Origin of the sequence: Serratia sp. (in: enterobacteria), assembly GCF_052400455.1 — a bacterium.
GTDB lineage: Bacteria > Pseudomonadota > Gammaproteobacteria > Enterobacterales > Enterobacteriaceae > Serratia > Serratia ureilytica.
Genome location: NZ_CP185812.1, coordinates 3,131,487 through 3,146,666, shown reverse-complemented (window position 1 = coordinate 3,146,666; position 15,180 = coordinate 3,131,487). Strand labels below are relative to the sequence as shown.

The window sequence follows — 15,180 nt, the reverse complement described above, 5'->3', positions numbered from 1 at the left end:
CGGCGGCGTGGGTAGGCTGAGTGTTACTTCACCGCAGCCGGATCCGGCTTATTGGGGGCGATGCCGTACAGCGCCATGGCGCGGTTGACCTCGCTGCGGGCGATACGGCCTTCGTCTGCCAGCAGTTTCAACGCGGCGAGCGCGATGAAATGGCGGTTGACCTCGAAGAACTCACGCAGCGCCTCGCGGGTGTCCGAGCGGCCAAAGCCGTCGGTGCCCAAGGCGATAAAGGTGCGGTCGGGCAAGAACGGTTTGATCTGATCGCCGACGATCTTCATATAGTCCGTCGCTACCACCACCGGGCCGGGATGCGCCGCCAGCAGGCTTTGTATATAAGGGACTTTCGGCGGATCTTCCGGATGCAGCAGGTTCCAGCGTTCGGCCGCCATGCCGTTGCGGCGCAGCTCGCTCAGGCTGGTGGCGCTCCAGATATCGCTGGCGACGCCAAAGTCCACGGCCAACAGCTCCGCCGCCGCCAGCGCCTCGCGCATGATGGCGCCGCTGGCGACCAGCTGAGCGCGCGGGCTCTCTTGGGTTGTCGCTGCGCTCTGTTTGAGCAAATACGCCCCCTGGATAATCCCGTCCTCTACGCCCGCCGGCATCGGCGGCTGCGGGTATCCCTCATTGAGCAAGGTGATGTAGTAGTAAATATCCTCTTGCTCAACGAACATCCTGCGCATGCCGCTCTGAACGATCACTGCGAGTTCATAGGCATAGGTCGGATCGTAGGAGACGCAGCTGGGGATCACGGAAGACAGCACGTGGCTGTGGCCGTCGTCATGCTGCAAGCCTTCGCCCATCAGGGTGGTTCTGCCGGAGGTGGCGCCGAGCAGGAAACCCTTGGTGCGCGCGTCGGCCGCCGCCCAGGCGAGATCGCCCACCCGTTGCAGCCCGAACATGGAGTAGAAGATATAGAACGGGATCGTCGCGACATCGTGGTTGCTGTAGGCGGTGCCGGCGGCGATCCAGGTCGATATCGCGCCGGATTCGTTGATGCCTTCCTGCAAAATCTGGCCGTCTTTGGCCTCTTTATAGTAGCTGAGCTGCCCGGCATCCTGCGGGGTATACAGCTGGCCGAGCCAGGAATGGATGCCAATCTGGCGGAACAGGCCTTCCATGCCGAACGTGCGCGACTCGTCCGGCACGATGGGCACGATCAGTTTGCCGATGTTGGGGTCTTTGAGCAGCGCGCCGAGGATATTGACGAAGGCCATGGTGGTTGACATGTTGCGCTCGCCGCTGCCCTTAAGGAGACTGTCGAAGCGCGATAACGCCGGTATCGCCAGCGGGGCGGATTGGCCGAAGCGGGCGGGGATGTAGCCGCCCAGCGAGGTGCGCGTCGCGGTGATGTACTTCGCCGCCGCGCTGTCGGGCTCGGGCTTCAGATAAGGGATCGCTTCCAGCTGCGCATCGGGGAGCGTCAGCCCCAAACGATCGCGGAAGGCTTTCACCGCATCCTGGCTCATTTTTTTCAGCTGATGGTTGATGTTCTGCCCTTCACCGGCTTCTCCCATGCCGAACCCTTTGACCGTTTTGGCCAATACCACCGTCGGCCTGCCCGGGGTATGCATCGCCTGATGGTAGGCGGCGTACACCTTTTGCGGATCGTGGCCGCCGCGGTGCAGCGCCCAGATCTCATCGTCGCTCAGATCGGCGACCAGCGCGAGCAACTCCGGGTACTTGCCGAAGAAATGCTCCCGCACATAGGCGCCGCTTTGCGACTTGAAGGTCTGGTAATCGCCGTCGACGCACTCCATCATGCGCTGCATCAGCAGCCCGGAGCGATCTTTTTGCAGGAGTTTGTCCCAGCCGCTGCCCCAGATCACCTTGATCACCTGCCAGCCGGCGGCTTTGAAGGTGCCTTCCAGTTCCTGAATGATCTTGCCGTTGCCGCGCACGGGACCATCCAGCCGCTGCAGATTGCAGTTCACGACGAAGATCAGGTTATCGAGCTTTTCTCGCCCGCCCAGCGCAATTGCCGCCAGCGATTCCGGTTGATCCATCTCGCCGTCGCCGAGAAACGCCCACACCTTTCTCCCCTGATGCGGTTTCAACCCGCGGTATTCCAGATAGCGCATATAGCGTGCCTGATAGGCGGCGGTCAGCGGCCCCAGCCCCATCGAAACGGTGGGATATTGCCAGAAATCCGGCATCAGCCTGGGGTGCGGATAGGAAGAAAGGCCGCGGCGCGCGGATTCGCGGCGAAAGTTGTCGAGCTGCTCCTCGTCGATGCGGCCTTCGAGATAGGCGCGGCCGTAAATGCCGGGGGCGGAGTGACCCTGGATATACACCATGTCACCGGCAAACTCATCGGTGCGTCCGCGGAAAAAGTGCGTGAATCCCACGTCGTAAAGCACCGCGGCCGACTGGTAGGTGGCGATGTGTCCGCCGACGTTGGAATGTTTGCCGGCGCGCAGCACCATCGCCATGGCGTTCCAGCGAATAAACGCATTGATGCGCGCTTCCGCGGCCAGATCGCCGGGATACGTCGGCTGCTTATAGACCGGGATCGTATTCACGTACGGCGTGGTGACCATGCTGAAGAAATCGCCGTGTTTTCGCTGATCGGCTTCGGCCATTCTTTCCAACAAAAAATGCGCGCGTTCACGGCCGTCGATGTCGGCGACGCCTTCAAATGCCTCAAGCCATTCAGCCGTCTCTTGTGGGTCAAGATCTGCTTTTACCGCGGGTTGGTTCATAAAAGCTCCAAATGTACTTACCTGATAAGGCGCTGAGCGATACAGGAATTTATTGAATTGCACATGCAAGAGTTGCAAATGCAATAATGGCGAAAGCCACTCTATCCCTTTACAATTGCAATTGCAACTCACCGCTTTTGACGAGAAAACTGACATGACAGATAAACAACCCGACCTGTGGTTCTCCTTCGTGCGCGCGCACCGGGCAATCATCAAAAAGATAGAAACGCAATTGTCGGAGGCGGGGCTGCCGGCGTACGCCTGGTATGACGTGTTATGGGGATTGGAAAGCGGGGAAAATGGCACGCGCCGCATGCATGAACTGGCGGACGTGTTGGTGATTGAGCGTTATAACCTGACCCGCCTGATGGATCGCCTGGAAAAAGAGCGGCTGGTCACGCGTTTTCGTTCGGATGACGACCGTCGAGCCTCCTTCGCCACCATCACCGAGGAAGGCAAGGCCCTGCGGAAAAAAATGTGGGAGATCTACCGCGCGGTGGTCAAAACCCACTTTCTCAATCAGTTCAGCGAAGAAGAGATCGCACGCTTCTCCGACGCGTTGGACAACGCGATGCAGATGGCCAGAGCGTGATCAGGCATCGGGCGTGATGTGCAGAACGCGCAGCGCATCGGCGATCAGCGTCGAGGGAATTTTCTGCTCGTCGGCCAGCAGTTTGAGGGCGCATAGCGCAATCCATTCCGCCTGCGGATAGTGAATTTCGCCCCGGGTGCGAGAATCCGAACCCACCGCGGCAAAGCGTGCGGGAATGAACCGCTTGAGCTGGTTGGCGAGCAGATGCGAATAGTCGGTGACGGCGACGACGGGGGCATTCCCGGCGCCCAGACACGTTTTCAGATGGCATTCGCCGCCGCTGTCCTGGCGCTGCATGTCGGCGAGTTCGGCATCCTGCGCCAACCGCGTGTAGCTGGGGCAGCTCCAGATTTCGGCCGCGATGCCCCAATTTTTCAACACCTCAGCCGCCTGCTGAACGCGGGCGAGCGCTCTGCCTGCGCCGCACAGGCGAACCTGCAACGGCGAGTCCGCCGCCGTCGCGACACGATACATCCCCTTGAACGCCTGCTCTGCGACAAACGGCTCACCGGAAGCGGGGGCATCATTGTCTGCGTTGGTCGCGAGATACACCATCTTTCTCGTTCCCTCCAGATAGAGCGCGTGCAGGGCGTGATGGAGTATCGCGCCGGTTTCCCGGGCATTGGCCGGATCGAAAGGCAGCCAGTCCGGCATGGCGGTGAGCTGGAGCGGGAACCAGGCCTGCACGCCTTTCGGCAAGTCGGTACTGCCGGTATCCGCATCGCTGATGAAAATCCCCTTGCGATTGGTTTCCGGCTCAAGCCCGCGGAGCATGTCTACCGAAGGGGTGTTGACGACGTAAAACAACGGTTTCTCATAACGTTCTGATTGATGGCCAAACCAGAGCGGCCAGGCGGTGGCGTAGCGGGAGCTCGGCGGTTCGGCGCGCCTTCTGCCGTCGATGAGCCAGATGTTGCCACTGGCGTTTAGTTCGCTCAAGGCTTCCGCCGTCCAGGCGGTGGAAGAGGGAAGCGCCGCGCCGGCGTTCTGGCTGACGGAGGCCATCTTGCGGATACAGGCTTCGGCCAGGGTTCTGGTCCTGGCGGAGGCGGCAGGCATTGTTATACGTTGAGGCGACATGCGGAGCATTCCCTTTAAGTTGCAAGTGCGATGATTGTAATTGCAATTCATGGCGTGTGCCAACGACTTCTGAACAGGTCGCAGCCATCCAGGCGTGACCCGCGGCGATATATTCAGGTTATGCAGACGCGATCCTATTTGTTTCACCGACCAGACAGCCGCCATCCGTTGTCCTTATTTCTGCGGTTTTTTATAAATGACGGGCAGCTAAAAACGGTTTGCCGATAGGGATAATGCGCGTGTCAATCCGCGTTAAACGAGAATATCGGCATCTTAAAAATAAAACGAAATAAGGATGAAAGCATATGCCTGGATTTAATTATGGTGGTAAAGGAGATGGAACTAACTGGAGTTCTGAACGCGGTACGGGCCCTGAGCCGGGGGGCGGCGATAAAGGCCATTCCGGCGATCGCGATCGCGATCGCGGCGGCGCCGGCGTTGGCAACAGCCCGGAACAGCAACAGATAGCGGCGATCCAAAACGATCCGGCGCTGCGCATGAAGCTGGAGGCGGTGATTAAGGCGGCGCGCAGAATTAACCCGGATGCGAAATTGCATATTGAAAGCGTCAGCTCATCCGGCACGCTGAGCCTTTCCGCCACCGGTTTGACGGCCGAGCAGGCGAAGCACATTGGCCTGGGGGGGCTGGTGATGGGGGTCAACGCCAAGGGGGGGACAGTGGCGATCGGGGATATCGAAACCGGCCATGCGCGCAAACCCTCATCCCCTGGCAAAGGCGGCAACAATGGCCTGAATGCCGGGCAGATCGGCGCCTCTTCGTTAGGCAGTTTCGTGACAGACTCGCATCGCGATCGGCCCGTCAGCGGCTGGTATGGCAACGGCAAAACCGGCGAATTCTCGACGACCCGCACCACCGGGAGTTACTACGGTTTTCATCATTTGAAGGTGGAAAAGCAAGACGGAGTGGCGACCTACAGCCTCTACTATAAGGCCAATAAGAACCGGCCCGCGTTTATCGCCGTGGTGAGAGGGGATAACCTGAATGCCATGGAGGTGAAATATGCCAACGGCAAGCCGGTAAAATCACCCGGCTCGGTAAAAACGATCGTTAAGGAATTCGTCGAATATCAAAATGCGGAATTAAAAGCCATCAAGGATGGCGTCAGCCTGGCCGCAGGTATCAATAAAGATATCGCGGAAAAGATCGGCGCGAAATACGCCAAACTCGCCAAGGATTTGGAGGCGGGAATTCAAGGAAAATATATCCGCAACGTGCAAGATGCGGAGAAAACCTACGAGCAATTGACGAAGGGCTTGAACAAAAAGCTCAAGGCGCAGGACAAAGCGGCGATTGTCGCCTGGCTGAAAATGATCGATGCGGAACAGTATGCCCGCAATGCGCGGGTATTGGGCAAGGTCTTCACCGGGGTGGACTGGGCGATCAAGGGCGCGGATCTGGTAAACGCCGCGATTGAAGGTTTCTCAACCGGCAACTGGAAAGCGTTCCGCAACCAGCTCGAAGCGCTCGGGTTGTCGATCGGCGCAGGGTATACGCTCTCCGCTATCGCCGCGTTTTTCGCGCCGACGCTGGTGTCGTCGACGGTGGGCATTTTCGCCTTCGCTTACCTGTTTGGCTGGGCCACCAGCTATATCGATGCGGAACGTGCGGGGGAACTGGAGAAGTGGGTCGCTGACCTGTAACGGCATGAGGGGGCTGGCCCCCTCATTTTATCCCTCACACCCTCTACCTCTTTCACACCACCGGCGCCACCGTCAGCAGCAGATTGGCGAAGCGGCGCCGTTCGCCGGAGGCGATCACCAGCAGCGTCCGATCCGATTTGACCGCGGCGTAAAACGCCTCGCGCGGCAGGTGCTCGATCGGGCAATGTTCTGGCAGCAGTTGCCGGTATTCGGCTTCGATAGTGTTGGTGAAGTCCGGCGGGCAGGCCATCAGCGCCGCGCTTTCCACGTTGATGCAGGCCAGCAGTTTTTCCAGGATTGGCGGGGCGGCGAGCGTGCCGGGCGCCAGGTTCAGATAGACCACGGTGGCGTCTTTCGGCGCGTGCGTCACGCAGGCGTAATTGCCGTCGGCGATCAGCACCTGGGTTTTATGCCCGCATTGCGCCAGCGCGGCGAGCAGCGGCGGGTGAGTGATGGCGGATTTGATCATAAAGCGATTCCTGAATAGGGGGCGGCCGTGCCGCCCGCAGCTGAACTACATGCGGAAGATGCCGCCGTTGATGTCGAGAGTGGCGCCGGAGATGAAGCCGTCGTATTCCGCCGCCAGGAAAGCGATGGCGCGGGCCACGTCGTCCGGCGTGCCTGCGCGGCCCAGCGGGATGGCGCGAACGGTTTCCTCCGCCGATGCCTGGGTGGTATGGCGATTATGAAAGCGGGTGCCGAGGATCAGGCCGGGCGCCACCGCGTTCACCCGGATGCCGTGCTCGCCCAGCTCCGCCGCCAGCGAGCGCGTCCAGGTGAGCACCGCGCCCTTGGTGGCGGAATAGACCAGCGAGCCGGCGTGCCCGCCGGCGCGGCCGGCCAGCGAGGCCAGGTTGATGATGCTGGCGCCGTTCGGCGCCGCCTTCAGGTGCGGCAGCGCGCTCTGGGTCACGTTCAGCATGGTGGTCATGTTTACGTCGATCACGGTTTGCCAGAAGGCGCGATCGATCTCGCCCAGCCATTTGCGCCCGACGATGCCGCCGACGTTATTGATCAGAATATCGATGCCGCCGAGAAACTCGGCGCCGGCCGAGACGCAGCGCAGCGTTTCGTCGGTGTCGATGAGATCGGCGTATCCGTAGGCGGCCTTTTGTCCGAGTGAATGGGCCAGCGCCACCAGCGCCTTGGGGCCGCTTTCGTCGCTGTGGTAGTGAAAATAGATGTCGCACCCGGCCTTGATCAGCCGCTCTGCGGTGGCGCGGCCGATGCCCTGTTCCGCCCCGGTGATAAAGACCTTTTTGCCCGCAAGATCGCCCATGATTGACTCCTTATTGGTTCGTTAAGAATTGATGACGCCTTCACGCTGTTTGGCGCAGTAGAAAATGCAGATCAAACCGGTCGCCAGCAGGCACGAGGCCAGGAAAAACAGCCCCGGCGCGCTGCTGCCGGTCAGATCGTTCAGCACGCCCACCGCATAGGGGGCGACAAAACCGCCGATATTGCCGATGCAGCTCACCACCGCCAGCCCGGCGGCCGCGGCCGCGCCGGTGGAGATATTGGCGGGCATGGATAAGAACGGCGGCACGGCGGTGTAGATGCCGATGGCGGCAATGCACAGGAACGACAGCGCGACGAACGGGTCGTATTTAAAAAACGTCACCGCGCCCATCAGGCCGATGGCGGCAAGCACCATGCTGAGGCCGGCGAACACGCCGAGCTTTTTGGTTTTGCTGGCCCACAGGCTCCACGGATACACCAGCAGCGCGGCCAGGCCGTAGGGAATGAGCGCCAGCAGGCTGACGCGAAAGATATCGCTGCCGGAAATGGCGCTGATGATCGACGGCAGCCAGGTGCCGAAGCCGTAAATGCCGCATACCATGCCGAAGTTGAGCAGCGCGTAGAGCAGGTACTTTCTGTTTTTAATGCCCTTGAGGAAGTCGCCCAGCGTGATTTTTGAGCCGGATTTGGAGCGGCCGGCGTTGCTCATCAGCCAGGCTTTTTCCTCCACGTTCAGATAACCGACGTCCTTGGGCGAATTCTTGATCAGGAAGGGGATCAGCAGGCCGATGACGATCGGCGGCAGCCCTTCGAGGATGAACAGCAGCTGCCAGGGGGCGAAGCCGAACCAGTCATGCTGAATATTGAGAATAAAGCCGGAAATCGGCGAGCCGACCGCGTTGGACAGCGGCTGGACGATGATGAACATGCCGAGAATTTTGGTGCGGTATTTTTCCGGGAAGAAGACCGTGAAGTAATACACCACCGAGGGAAAGAAACCGGCCTCGCACACGCCCAGCATAAAACGGCAAATATACAGCTCCAGCGGCGTGCGCACAAAACCGAGCAGGGTCGCGAAGATGCCCCAGGAAATTAATATTCTGGCGAACCAGATGCGCGGGCCGAATTTAATGGTGCCGGCGTTGCTGGGTATTTCAAACAGGAAATAGCCGATAAAGAAAATTCCGGAAGCGAAGCCGAAAGCCGAGGCGGTCAATCCCAGATTATCTTCCAACGCTTTGGCGGCGTAGGCCATATTGTTGCGGTCGAGAAAGGCCAGGAAATACAACAAGATCATGAGGGGGACAATATGCAGCGTCAATTTCCTGATGGCGCTGCGTTCAATATCCTTTGGCATTGTTTTTTTCATCATGGTTTTTCCCATGTGGTTAATCGGAATAATAGCGGCCCAGCCCAAAGTCATGAGCGGCGTGCTGAATAACGACGTTGCGTGCATAAAGCGTCGCGCCGTTTATTTATTGCGACGACGCTGTTTTTTCTGATTTTGGCTGCGGCGAGCCGGACGATGCTATCTGCGCATCGCCTGGGTAAGCCGTTTTTACCGTATTAACCGGCGGTTTTGACGGAACGCCGGCTGATGACCGTCGGCGGGAAGAGAAACTCGCCGGGCGGTTGTGAATCATTGTTGATGCGGCCGATCAGGCGTTCGACCATCAGCTGCGCCATCTCGGCCAGCGGCGGGCCGATCGACGTCAACCCCGGTTCGGCCAGGCCGGCAAGCGCGATATTGTCGATGCCGACCACCGAAATCTCTGCTGGCACCTGGACGCCGGCGGCGCGCAGCCCCACCATCAGCCCGATGCCCAGCGCATCGTTAATCGCCACGATGCCGTCCGGGCGCGGCGTCAGCGCGAGGATGCGGGATGCCAGCGTCAGCCCCAATTCGAACATCTCCGTGTCGCCGTAGGCGCTGGTGGCTTTGCCTTCGATCACCCGTTGGCGTTCGCTCAAGTTGTGCCCCAGGGCGCTCAGAAAACCGTCGATCTTGTGGCTGCGCCCCACGGTCAGCGCCGCTTCGGTGGCGAACACGATATGTCGGCAGCCGCGTTCGAGCAGGTGCTGCGCGGCCAGACGCCCGGCGGCGAGATTGTCCATCGACACGCTGTCGAACAACCGGCTGTCGGCGGCCATCGGCTCGGCGAACGGGCTGTCATAGCTGACGATCTTCATGCCTCGCTCGGCCGCCCGGACAAAATGGGTCTGGCGGATGTCGCTCGCCGCCACGATGATGCCGCGCACGCCATGCAGAAACATATCGTCGATAAACGCGGCTTCCTCCTGTTCCTGCCTGTAGGCGTTGCCGAGCAAGACGCGGTAGCGGTGAGCGCGCGCCGCGCTGTCGACGGCGTGCGCCAGCGCCGAAAAACTCGGGTTAACGATCGACGGCAGCAGCAGGCCGATGATCTTCGCCTGTGGCGCGAGGTTCACTGCGGTGCGCGCCGGGCGATAGCCCAGGGTGTCCATCGCCTGTTCGATGCGCTGACGGGTCTGTGCACTCATCTGGTGGCTGCGATTATTCAGCAGGTTCGACACGCTGCTGATGGACACGCCGGCCAACCGCGCGACATCACGAATATTTGCCATTTGCCGATCCCTTGCTGCCTGCCGTTAGCCTGAAATCTATAAGGGAAGGCGGGCGCAGGCAAGCCGCAACCGGGGCGAAACCCGCACGGGATCGCGCATTTGTGAGAGTCGTCAGGCGCAGGGCTGGTTGTTTACTAAACAGCAAAGAGCGGCGGCCATGGGGTGACGCGGATGAGTGAGATCTGCGAAGCATCTCTCGTTTATCGCCCTTCGGGGCGGCGGGTTCTGTACTATTGTTTTCTCTTTGCGGCACGTTCCAGGCCGATGGGGCGCTGGGCGCAACGGAGATCACAGATGAACAAACGGGAATTAGAAAGCGCGATTGTCACCGATTTTTCCAAACGCATGAGCTATGGCGACTACCTGTGCCTGGACCAACTGCTGGACTGCCAGCACCCGCTCTCCAACCCGCCGCATCATGACGAAATGCTGTTCGTGATACAGCACCAAACCTCCGAACTGTGGATGAAGCTGATGCTGCACGAGCTGCAGGCGGCGCTGCGGCTGGTGCAGCAGGACAAACTCAGCCACTGTTTTAAAATTCTCGCGCGCGTTAAACAGATCCAGCGGCTGCTGTTCGAACAGTGGGCGGTGCTGGAAACGCTGACGCCGTCGGAATACGTTGAGTTTCGCGATGTGTTGGGCAGTTCCTCGGGCTTCCAGTCGCATCAATACCGGTCGATCGAGTTTCTGCTCGGCAACAAGAACGCCGCCATGCTGGCGGTGTTCAGCAGCGATGCGGAAAAACACGCGGCGCTGAAGGCGATCCTCGAAGCGCCGAGCCTGTACGACGAATACTTGCTGTACCTGGCGCGCCACGGTTTGCCGATCCCGCAGGAGTGCCTCAAGCGCGACTGGACGCAGCCCTATCAGCGCAACACGGATCTGCTGCCGGCGTTCAAAGTGATCTACGACAACCCGCAGACCTATTGGGAAGCGTATGAAATGGCGGAGAAGCTGGTGGATATCGAAGAGAGTTTCCATCTGTGGCGCTTCCGCCATATGAAAACGGTGGAGCGGATCATCGGCTTTAAGTCGGGCACCGGCGGTTCCAGCGGCGTCAGCTTCCTGAAAAAGGCGTTGGACCTGACCTTTTTCCCCGAACTGCTGGACGTGCGTACCGAAATCGGCGCCTGAGATAAAGAGAGAGGATAAGGGCGATGAGCGTGAGGATTATCGATAAAGCGGCGGAGAAGGTGGTGGGGGTAAGAGTGGTGGGGCCGTATCCGCAGACCATCCCGCAGGGTTCGCAGCAACTGCTGGCATGGCGGCAGCGTCACGACGTGCCGTTCGGCAAATGGCTGGTGTTGTACTGGGACGATCCGGCGGAAGTGGCGTCGGAAAAGCTGCGCGCCGACGTGGTGATGAGCGTGGCGGACGATTTCGCGCTGCCGACGGGCAGCGCGGGTATGACCGTGCAGACGCTGCCCGCCGGGCAGTACGCGGTTTACCGCGTACGCATCAGCGATGGCGATTTCGAACGGGTATGGGGCGAGTTTTACCAGAAGCTGCTGCCGGCCAGCGGCTACCAGCCGGTTGAGGGGGTGAGCTACGAACACTATCTCAACGACTGCGAAGCCGACGGCTATTTTGACCTCGATATTTACCAGACGGTGAAGAAGTGGTGAAGGGGAAATGATAAAGAAGGCTGAATCGATGGGCGGTACAGATTCAGCCTGTGATTGTCATTCCTGTTCGGTTTAGGAGCGGTGACAAGAGGAGGGAGTGTCACTCGCACTGAGGTATAGGCCGTTTGATATCTATACGGTGTAGGTAGATAGGCCAAGTCTCACTTTAGCGCCTTGGAATCAAGTGCCTTGGAATCACTCGGTGGCGGTTGTGGTGGCTATTTCCCCCAAGTTCCTTTTTGATTCATTAATATCTTACCATTCTTTATAACTGTCAGTGTGTTATCAATTTTACTGAGCATGTAGGTCGTCGATGCATTTTTAAACTCATAACTGATTATTGGGCATGGGGCTGTATTGCAATCAGCACGTGTCACTTTTCCCTGCAAAGTTACAGCAGCACCATCTTTTTTACGCTCTCCATAATAAGTAGCATCATTACAGTTTCCTTTACTGATGCAAACAGTCATGAGCTTGATAGAGAATGACTGTGTGTCAAAGTATTCTTCCTCAGTCCTCACCTTATTTCTTTTGCTGTCTGAGGAAAAATGCATGTCTTTGAAGCGTGCAGCCCAATGCAGAATATCATTATTAATAGGGGAATCTTTATCAGATGATTTGTAATTTATGATATCAGAATCAGGTACAACCCAGGCGGCATAAATTTTCCCATCGGGATTGATGACCAGAGCAGAGGCATTTTCCAGATAAAGATCTTTTAGCCACCCTTCAATAAATAACCCACCACCTGGGGTTGAATGAGGTTCACCGAACACATCAAAGTTGTTGATGTACTTTTCATAGTCTTGACCCAGTATGCTTTTAAGATTGTCAGTGACCGCTTTATCGTTGACCAGCCCGCTTACTGTGTTGGTTTTGTTATATTGTAACAGGTCTATCGCTGATGTGGATTCAATGGAGCAAAGCAAAGAAGCAGCAAACAATGTAGATAATAAGATTTTTTTGAACATAAATCACTCGTTTGATAATTTTAAAAATTCTTCTGCTTCCCGGGCATACCGCTTTTGAAGGCCATTACCATAACGTGCCCACCAGTTGTACTGTTTACCACCCTGCGTCGTGATGGTATCTCCATATATTGCTCTATCGTATTCTACCCGAGCTTTAAGTAAATTATCCTGAAAGCTTTCCGCCGACATACTTTCAATTTTGGCTATTGCCTCCGACGTTAAGGTATCAGCCTTAACTATTCGTCCGGACTCCATGGAGTTCAGGATCGCTTGTGCGCCAGATGAGCCACGCATATGTGCCAATGAAGTTATTGCCCCTTGTTTTCCTGGATCAGAAAAGTTCAGTGCACCTGCAGACTTCGCTGATGCGCTCATTGCTTTGGATACTTCCTCAAACTCTTCAGCGCTGCCTTGGCCGTATTGGTTACGAGCAGCAAGGATTTTGTCATAAGCATTGCCATTTCCTTTTCTGAATCCGTATAACTCACGGCGCCCACCTTGTTCTCCAGCACTCCCTTCAGAGGCCATGACCGATTCAACAACCCGATTATCAATTCTGCCGGGTTTTGTTGTCGATTGAGCATTTTGCGTGATAGATGCCGGCGCCGCTGCCGCCGCCCGAGGGGCGGCGTTAACCGGCTTTCCCGGCGTACCACTCGCCTCCTCGTTCGGGAACAGCTGATCGACGGCGCTCTGGATTGCCGCCTGATGGCCACCGCCCGGTGCGGCGGTGCGCGCGGCGCCGCCAGGCTGGTTGAGATCCAGCTGGCCGCCGGTGTTGATCGCACCATCCTCTTTCACCGTGATATTGAAACTGGTGCCGGTGATGTTGATTTGGCCGTCCGCCAGCAGTTCGATCACGCTTTCGCCGCATTCGAGCCGCAGCGATTCCCCGGAGCCTAGGGTAAAGGCATTGACCACGGCGTCGCTGCGCGTTTTGCCGGTCAGAGCGGAGGATTCACCTTTGACGCCGGTCGCCTGATTAAGCACCACCCGTTTGATCTGGTTACCGCCCACCAGATGCGTGTGGTCGTTAGCGATGGTGTGGCTTTCATCGTTTTTCACCTGGGTGTCCATGTTGCGCTCCGCCTGGATCCACACCTGTTCGGCGCCGGCCTTGTCTTCGAAACGCAGGGCGTTGGCGTTGTCGGCGGTGCCGTCTTTGGTGCGGCTCATAAAGCCCATCTGGGTGGCGGCGGCCGGCAGCGCCCACGGCGGCATGCTGGCTTCGTTATAGACGCGCCCGGTGACGATCGGCCGATCCGGATCGCCGTTGATAAAGTCCACCACCACTTCGTCGTTCACGCGCGGGATCTGCACGCCGCCGTAGCCTTGGCCGGCCCAGGCGCTGGAGACGCGCACCCAGCAGGAGCTGCCGTCGTCTTTCGGCCCGAAGCGATCCCAGTGGAACTTCACCTTGATGCGGCCGTATTTGTCGGTCCAAATCGATTCGCCGGCCGGGCCGACCACACGGGCGGTCTGCGGTCCGTGGGTTTTCGGCCAGGTGGCCTGCTGCGGCGGGTGCCAGGGCACGTCCGCCGGCAGGACGATGAAGTCGATGCGGTGTTCGCTGCTCTGATCGTCGCCGCTGGCGTAGCGATTCTCTTTCAGATGGTAGCTGGCCTGCAGCGTCAGATATTCGCGATTGTCGTCGGCATGCGGGGCGTTATACAGCGTGAAGGTACTGCCGGGGGCAATGCCCATGGCGGTGGCGGTGCCTCGGATCTGCTGATGTTCGGCCTGCCAGGCTTCCTGGCGCACGCGGGCGTAGAACTCCCCCTGCTGATGCTCGGTATAGCGGCCCGGCCAGTCGTAAACGTCGATTTGCCCCGGCGTCGGCGAGACCGGGTTTTGCCGCGCCTGGAACAGCCAGGCGTTCGGTTTGCGGAAATCGTAGTCGTCCAGGCTGTAGATGCCCGGCGTGACGCGATCGGACAACGTCCACTGGCTGATGCCTTCCTCGCTGGTGCTGCCGCCCGACGGCGTCAGGTGGTAGGGGATCATCTCATAGCCGGGATAGGGCTGGTGATGGTGGGGGGCGTCCCCGAGCACCAGCGTGTGTTTGCCCATTTCGTGTTTGAAATAGTAATAGATGCCCTCCTGCTCCATCAGGCGGCTGATGAAGTTGAAGCTGCTTTCGTTGTACTGCACGCAGTAGCCCCACAGACGATAGTCGCCGGTCAGCTGATCTTCCAGCTGCACGTTGTGCTCCGCCAGCAGGGTCTTGACGATCTGCGGCACCGTCTGTTCCTGGAAGATGCGGAAATTGCGGTCTTTGGTCATCGGCCACAGATCCGGCTGCACGTGCAGGTTGTACACCGCGTAGCGCGTGCCGCCGATCTCTTCGCTGCTGACGGCGATGGCGGTGATCTTACCGTTCAGGTAACGCGGGGCGCTGAGAAAGCCCTGGGTCGGAATTTCCAGCGTCAGCGGTTGGCCGAGCAGCGCTTTGCGATCGAGGCGCGCGTCGGTGCTCAGCAATTCAATAGAGAAGTCGAAAGGAGTGGAAAGCGCTTCGATACCGTCCAGCGAGCGAAACAGCAGTTGCTCCTGGCCCAGCGGCGTGTGCGCAATAATGCGATCCAACATGAGAACGTCCTCTGTGATTGACGTCATGCCCTGCATACTCCGGCGTTGCAGCGGCCTTGCCGCGCGGCCAATGAGGGGGCAGTTGCTCGTCAGTCTCATGAAATAGGGGAAACCCCG

Annotated in this window: 12 protein-coding genes; 4 read left to right on the top strand and 8 right to left on the bottom strand. The window is 58.7% G+C overall.

What is annotated here, in order from left to right:
* Positions 1 to 23 precede the first annotated feature (23 nt).
* A complete protein-coding gene (aceE, locus tag ACORQT_RS15350; protein ID WP_089191955.1) occupies positions 24 to 2,699 on the bottom strand; it encodes a pyruvate dehydrogenase (acetyl-transferring), homodimeric type in 2,676 nt (891 codons plus the stop codon).
* 154 nt (positions 2,700 to 2,853) lie between these two features.
* Between aceE and ACORQT_RS15345 the strand changes: the two genes are divergently transcribed.
* Positions 2,854 to 3,291, top strand: a complete 438-nt coding sequence (locus ACORQT_RS15345; protein WP_089192617.1) for a MarR family winged helix-turn-helix transcriptional regulator — start codon at positions 2,854 to 2,856, stop codon at positions 3,289 to 3,291.
* On the opposite strand, the gene ACORQT_RS15340 is transcribed toward ACORQT_RS15345, so the two are convergent.
* Positions 3,292 to 4,371 (bottom strand): transketolase-like TK C-terminal-containing protein, encoded by a 1,080-nt coding sequence (locus ACORQT_RS15340; RefSeq protein WP_089191954.1) that lies wholly within the window; start codon positions 4,369 to 4,371, stop codon positions 3,292 to 3,294. It abuts the gene before it with no gap.
* A gap of 305 nt (positions 4,372 to 4,676) precedes the next feature.
* Here ACORQT_RS15340 and ACORQT_RS15335 point away from each other — a divergent pair, with 305 nt between their 5' ends.
* Positions 4,677 to 6,032, top strand: a complete 1,356-nt coding sequence (locus ACORQT_RS15335) for a colicin-like pore-forming protein (protein WP_187048161.1) — start codon at positions 4,677 to 4,679, stop codon at positions 6,030 to 6,032.
* Between the two features lie 52 nt (positions 6,033 to 6,084).
* Here the strand turns inward: ACORQT_RS15335 and ACORQT_RS15330 are convergent, their stop codons facing one another.
* The 4 genes from ACORQT_RS15330 to ACORQT_RS15315 form a co-directional block, all read right to left on the bottom strand.
* Positions 6,085 to 6,501, bottom strand: coding sequence for an RbsD/FucU domain-containing protein (locus ACORQT_RS15330; protein WP_033643572.1), 417 nt, complete (start codon positions 6,499 to 6,501; stop codon positions 6,085 to 6,087).
* 45 nt (positions 6,502 to 6,546) lie between these two features.
* Entirely contained in the window at positions 6,547 to 7,311 is a 765-nt protein-coding gene (locus ACORQT_RS15325; protein ID WP_042784898.1) for an SDR family NAD(P)-dependent oxidoreductase, read from the bottom strand.
* A gap of 21 nt (positions 7,312 to 7,332) precedes the next feature.
* Positions 7,333 to 8,568, bottom strand: coding sequence for an MFS transporter (locus ACORQT_RS15320; protein ID WP_232092545.1), 1,236 nt, complete (start codon positions 8,566 to 8,568; stop codon positions 7,333 to 7,335).
* Between the two features lie 269 nt (positions 8,569 to 8,837).
* Positions 8,838 to 9,875, bottom strand: a complete 1,038-nt coding sequence (locus tag ACORQT_RS15315; protein WP_033643570.1) for a LacI family DNA-binding transcriptional regulator — start codon at positions 9,873 to 9,875, stop codon at positions 8,838 to 8,840.
* 294 nt (positions 9,876 to 10,169) lie between these two features.
* Here ACORQT_RS15315 and kynA point away from each other — a divergent pair, with 294 nt between their 5' ends.
* Both kynA and sbmC read left to right on the top strand, forming a co-directional pair.
* Positions 10,170 to 11,012: a tryptophan 2,3-dioxygenase gene (kynA, locus tag ACORQT_RS15310; RefSeq protein ID WP_072627416.1), complete on the top strand. Its 843-nt coding sequence runs from the start codon at positions 10,170 to 10,172 to the stop codon at positions 11,010 to 11,012.
* Between the two features lie 23 nt (positions 11,013 to 11,035).
* On the top strand, positions 11,036 to 11,503 hold the full coding sequence (gene sbmC, locus ACORQT_RS15305; RefSeq protein ID WP_047025433.1) for a DNA gyrase inhibitor SbmC: 468 nt from the start codon (positions 11,036 to 11,038) through the stop codon (positions 11,501 to 11,503).
* A 218-nt stretch (positions 11,504 to 11,721) separates the two neighbouring features.
* Here the strand turns inward: sbmC and ACORQT_RS15300 are convergent, their stop codons facing one another.
* Entirely contained in the window at positions 11,722 to 12,474 is a 753-nt protein-coding gene (locus ACORQT_RS15300) for a hypothetical protein (protein WP_072627417.1), read from the bottom strand.
* A 3-nt stretch (positions 12,475 to 12,477) separates the two neighbouring features.
* Complete coding sequence (locus tag ACORQT_RS15295; RefSeq protein ID WP_033643566.1) at positions 12,478 to 15,063, bottom strand: type VI secretion system Vgr family protein; 2,586 nt, start codon at positions 15,061 to 15,063, stop codon at positions 12,478 to 12,480.
* Positions 15,064 to 15,180: the final 117 nt, after the last annotated feature.

Bases quoted from the DNA above. Each gene is read 5' to 3' on its own strand.
- aceE (WP_089191955.1), bottom strand. From the start codon at position 2,699: ATGAACCAACCCGCGGTAAAAGCAGATCTTGACCCACAAGAGACGGCT.
- ACORQT_RS15345 (WP_089192617.1), top strand. From the start codon at position 2,854: ATGACAGATAAACAACCCGACCTGTGGTTCTCCTTCGTGCGCGCGCAC.
- ACORQT_RS15340 (WP_089191954.1), bottom strand. From the start codon at position 4,371: ATGTCGCCTCAACGTATAACAATGCCTGCCGCCTCCGCCAGGACCAGA.
- ACORQT_RS15335 (WP_187048161.1), top strand. From the start codon at position 4,677: ATGCCTGGATTTAATTATGGTGGTAAAGGAGATGGAACTAACTGGAGT.
- ACORQT_RS15330 (WP_033643572.1), bottom strand. From the start codon at position 6,501: ATGATCAAATCCGCCATCACTCACCCGCCGCTGCTCGCCGCGCTGGCG.
- ACORQT_RS15325 (WP_042784898.1), bottom strand. From the start codon at position 7,311: ATGGGCGATCTTGCGGGCAAAAAGGTCTTTATCACCGGGGCGGAACAG.
- ACORQT_RS15320 (WP_232092545.1), bottom strand. From the start codon at position 8,568: ATGATCTTGTTGTATTTCCTGGCCTTTCTCGACCGCAACAATATGGCC.
- ACORQT_RS15315 (WP_033643570.1), bottom strand. From the start codon at position 9,875: ATGGCAAATATTCGTGATGTCGCGCGGTTGGCCGGCGTGTCCATCAGC.
- kynA (WP_072627416.1), top strand. From the start codon at position 10,170: ATGAACAAACGGGAATTAGAAAGCGCGATTGTCACCGATTTTTCCAAA.
- sbmC (WP_047025433.1), top strand. From the start codon at position 11,036: ATGAGCGTGAGGATTATCGATAAAGCGGCGGAGAAGGTGGTGGGGGTA.
- ACORQT_RS15300 (WP_072627417.1), bottom strand. From the start codon at position 12,474: ATGTTCAAAAAAATCTTATTATCTACATTGTTTGCTGCTTCTTTGCTT.
- ACORQT_RS15295 (WP_033643566.1), bottom strand. From the start codon at position 15,063: ATGTTGGATCGCATTATTGCGCACACGCCGCTGGGCCAGGAGCAACTG.